Raw genomic sequence first — 4,296 nt, forward strand, 5'->3', positions numbered from 1 at the left:
GTTGCGATAATCGTTTCGGCTCGTCCTGATTGTGTTATCCGATTCACCCTGATGCCATAATATAGCCCGGTATCCTTGCTGAGCAATGTAGTTATTAAGCGCAAGGCGCAGATGCCCAAAGGGCATACCCGCCGGAAATGCGTAACCGTTGCTGGAGTTTGATAATCCCGCCGGGAATGCGTAACCGTCGTTGGAGGTTGATAATCCCAGGGGATTAATGCTTTTCTGCCAGTTTGCTAATTCGGTTCCCGCCCAACCCGCATTAAAAATCAGCACGGGTACGTTCAGACGACTGGCAATAAGATCGCCGAACTTCCCCCAGCACCAGGCATTGTTGCCGAAAGGGGCAGTTTTCGTATTGGCATCCAAGTGGACAAATACTGGATAAGGGAGTTGCGAATTGGCATAGGATGGGACAGAACCATCGCTGGAATTGCTATTCTTGAAATTCACACTACTTACCCGATCATCCGCTGCCGCCGGGCCGCTGGGAAGAAAACTCCCGCCCGTCGCATTTGACTGCCCCGCCACCAGGAAAACCTCCCCTATGCCTACGCGATCAACCAAGTCAGTACTTTGGATGACGCCCTTTCGAATCCCTCGTATTTCCAGCCGATACCAACCACCCGACACCGGGAGAGATCCGTAAAACTGCCCACCCGTGGGCCCGATCTGTATCACTGCCCAATCCGTGGCCGTCCCTTGCCCCGCGACGCGAGGTATGACCCGGGCCTCGATTATGTCGAGTGGGCTGTCGAAATACCCACCAACGTGCAAGGTAGCCTGGTTAGCATTGTTCCGCTGATATACCGCCCTCGAAGTTGGAAAGGTCACTTTCAACTGCGCAAGCACATTCGTGTTCAGGCAAAACGAGAAAAGAAAGGGAATAATATTATTCCAAGTAGGCACAAAAAATCGCATATCAGTCCAGATAAACCTCCTGTTAAGTTTTTAAATTATTCAAAGTTGGTACTACCGCCACTTCTTATACTGGTTGATCAAAGCATCCGTGCTGCTGTCGTGGCCTTCGATGGGCCAATCGTTTTGCAGTTCAGGATAAATCTGCTTGGCCAACTGCTTGCCAAGCTCGACGCCCCACTGGTCGAAACTGAAAACATTCCAGATGACGCCTTGGACAAAAATCTTGTGCTCGTAGAGCGCAATCAAGCTCCCCAGCACCCTGGGCGTTATTTTTTTGACCAAAATCGAATTCGTTGGCCGATTACCCTCGAAGACTTTGAACGGCGTCAGGAAGTCTACCTCCTCTTTACTTTTCCCGGCGGCTTCCAGTTCAGCGCGCGCTTCGTCGGCGGTCTTTCCGTTCATCAGGGCCTCGGTTTGGGCGAAGAAATTGGAGAGCAAAATCTTGTGGTGATCGCCCTGCGGATTTTGACTGATGGCTGGGGCGATGAAATCGCAGGGAATCAGCTTTGTGCCCTGATGGATGAGTTGGTAAAAAGCATGCTGCCCGTTAGTCCCCGGCTCACCCCAAATGATGGGACCAGTCTCGTAATCGACGGGTTGTCCGTCGCGGCCCGTGGATTTGCCATTGCTCTCCATGTCGCCCTGCTGGAAGTAGGCGGCGAAGCGGTGCAGGTATTGGTCGTAGGGCAGGATGGCTTCCGTTTGGGCGTCGAAAAAATTATTGTACCAAATCCCCAATAAACCTAGCATCACGGGCATATTTCGCTCGAACTTGGTGTGGCGGAAGTGGTTGTCCATATCGTGCGCCCCGGCCAGGAGTTGCTCGAAGTTCTGGAAGCCAATGTAGCAGGCGATCGAGAGCCCGATCGCCGACCACAGCGAATAGCGTCCGCCGACCCAATCCCAAAAAACGAACATATTGACCGGGTCGATACCGAATTCCTTTACCTGATCTTCGTTGGTCGAAAGGGCCACAAAGTGCTTCTTGACGTGTTCGATGTTTTCCGCTTCTTCCAGCAGCCACCGGCGGGCCGTGTGGGCGTTGGTCATCGTCTCCTGGGTAGTAAAAGTCTTGGACGCGATCATGAACAGCGTCGTTTCCGCGCTAAGTCCTTTGAGTGTTTCGGCAATGTGGGTACCATCCACATTGGAGACAAAATGCACGTTCAGGCCTTTTTTGCCGTAGGTTTTCAGAGCTTCAGTTACCATGACGGGGCCAAGGTCGCTGCCACCGATACCGATGTTGACGATATCAGTGATCCTTTTTCCCGTGTAGCCCTTCCACTCGCCCGAGCGAACCTTGGAGGAAAACTCCTTCATTTTATCCAGCACTTCGTTAATCTCCGGCATCACATCCTGACCATCCACCATCACGGGTTCGTTGGAGCGGTTGCGCAGGGCGGTGTGCAGCACGGCGCGGTCTTCGGTGGCGTTGATTTTCTGGCCCGTGAACATCTGCTCGATGGCGTCACCCAGCTGGCATTCCTCAGCCAACTGGCTAAGGTAGATGCGGGTGCGGCCATTGATTCGGTTTTTGGAATAATCCAAAAGGATGTCGCCCAACCGGATCGAGAATTTGTTGAATCGCTTGGGGTCTTCGGCGAATAGCTCCCGCAAGTGCTTCTTCGATATAGTTTTGTGGTGGGATTTGAGTTTCTTGTGGGCGGCGGTTTGATCGAAGGGAACGGAAGGCAGCATGGGGCGTCGGTTTTGGGTTTCAGGAAAATTCTGGGCAAAAATAGTGAAAAGTTGCTCGCAAAGGCGCGGAGCCGCAGAGAATCGACGACTTCACTTTGCGCCTTTGCAAGAAAAATAGGTAGCTCAGTAGCCCAGTGCCATAGCCAGTGCCGCGTTCAACCGCTCGAAGCTATCCGAACCGGAATCTCGGTACACGATTTTTCCGGTTTTGTCGAGCAGAATAGTGGTGGGAAAAACGCTCACATCGAAATGCCAAACCATTTTATCGTAGTTGGGAGCCTCGCCTTGCTTAGACTGATACTCGATGATATTCTGCCAGTCGATCCCGTGTTTTTCCACCAACGCGTTGAGTTTTGTCAGATCTTTGCTGTTCTCGTAGGCTACGCTCACGAGTTGAAACTTGGGGTCGTTCCGGTACTTTTCGTACACCGTTTTCAAATCTGGCAACGCTTGAATGCAAGGGCCGCACCAGCTTCCCCAAAAATCAATCAACGTATATTCGGATGACTTTGCAAGTTTGACTTGAAAGGCATTCAGGCTCGAATCGGGCAGCGTTTCTTCTTGTCGCACACCAAAGTTGTCTTCTCCAGGTTCCAAAACGGTAAGCACTCCTGTCTCGCCAAAATAAGAAACCTGGTCGATCTTCACTCTCTTGTCTCCCAGACTGAACGCATTGCCTACTTGGAGAGGCGGATTGAAGCGTAGGATTGTGTTGTTAGACAAGTCTTTAATGTAGAGGTCGCCCCTTGTGTAATCGGCATCTATACCATTTTTAATCGTAAAAAGGTACTCTCTTCCTTCCACTTTGGCTTTTGCCTCCCTCCTGCCGTCCATCTTAAAGTATACCGTCAATCGCTTCATCCGTGGATCTTTAAAGCTATATGCTTTATCCGTGGGAGCCAGTTTGAATTTCAGACTTCGTTTGTAAAGCTGTCCCTGATGATAATAGTCGTAGTTGAATTCGAGCGTTTCGAGCGAATCCATCGAAAATTCCTGATCAAAGTTAGTGATCGTGAACTCATACTTTCTGTCGTCGCTAAAATCGTTGTTGCCATTCAAATCGGGAATAATAACCTTTCGGTTGTTAGGCAAGATGGTAGAGAACACAGGCAGGGAATTGACGATATCCTTTTCTTGATAAACATTTATCGTATCGAGTTTATGAATATCTACAATTTTGTTAAAGTAGTCTTTGGAATAGTATCCCTTCAATAAATTTGTGTAATCTGATTGGCACCTCTGAAAATTCAGTACAAAGATGTCCGATTCGAGCGTGTCCCTTAGGATGCCTTTAAATTTACTCAGATCATCCATTCCCCTGAGTGGGGAAATGTAGCGTAACATGAAATTTTCCGGCAGCTCAAAATTCAGGGTAGTTTTTTCCTGAGCATAAACATCAGACACTGTGAAAAATAGCCAAAGCGGTACTATGAGAGGTAGTAATTTTTTCATGATCTGGATTTTAGAAATAACAAAATAACCTGAATTCGTTTCAGACAGAGGTTTAACAGTAAAGAACCTACATTTGCAACAAAAAACCTATGAACCCTCACTCTGCCCAAGCCGCCATCGCCCACGGCAACGGCCTCTTCACGTTCGAAACCATCGAGGTCTTCCCGCCTCAGGGCGACGAAGTACTGATAGAAATCAAAGCCGCCGGCATTTGCCACACCG

At 49.6% G+C, this 4,296-nt stretch carries 3 protein-coding genes; all 3 read right to left on the reverse strand.

Annotation, left to right across the window (positions count from 1 at the left end):
* Nucleotides 1-909 (reverse strand): sialate O-acetylesterase (locus ACEW8P_RS13490; RefSeq protein ID WP_373513601.1); only part of this gene is annotated, 909 nt, incomplete at its 3' end.
* A 63-nt stretch (nt 910-972) separates the two neighbouring features.
* The gene (gene pgi, locus ACEW8P_RS13495) at nt 973-2,622 is read right to left on the reverse strand and encodes a glucose-6-phosphate isomerase (protein WP_373513602.1); all 1,650 of its coding nucleotides are present in this window, start codon (nt 2,620-2,622) and stop codon (nt 973-975) included.
* 123 nt (nt 2,623-2,745) lie between these two features.
* Nucleotides 2,746-4,074: a TlpA family protein disulfide reductase gene (locus ACEW8P_RS13500; protein WP_373513603.1), complete on the reverse strand. Its 1,329-nt coding sequence runs from the start codon at nt 4,072-4,074 to the stop codon at nt 2,746-2,748.
* Nucleotides 4,075-4,296: the final 222 nt, after the last annotated feature.

This window comes from Persicitalea sp. (assembly GCF_041751555.1).
Taxonomy (GTDB): Bacteria; Bacteroidota; Bacteroidia; order Cytophagales; family Spirosomataceae; genus Persicitalea.

Coding starts and splice junctions, on each gene's coding strand:
- pgi (WP_373513602.1), bottom strand. CDS start 2,622: ATGCTGCCTTCCGTTCCCTTCGATCAAACCGCCGCCCACAAGAAACTC.
- ACEW8P_RS13500 (WP_373513603.1), bottom strand. CDS start 4,074: ATGAAAAAATTACTACCTCTCATAGTACCGCTTTGGCTATTTTTCACA.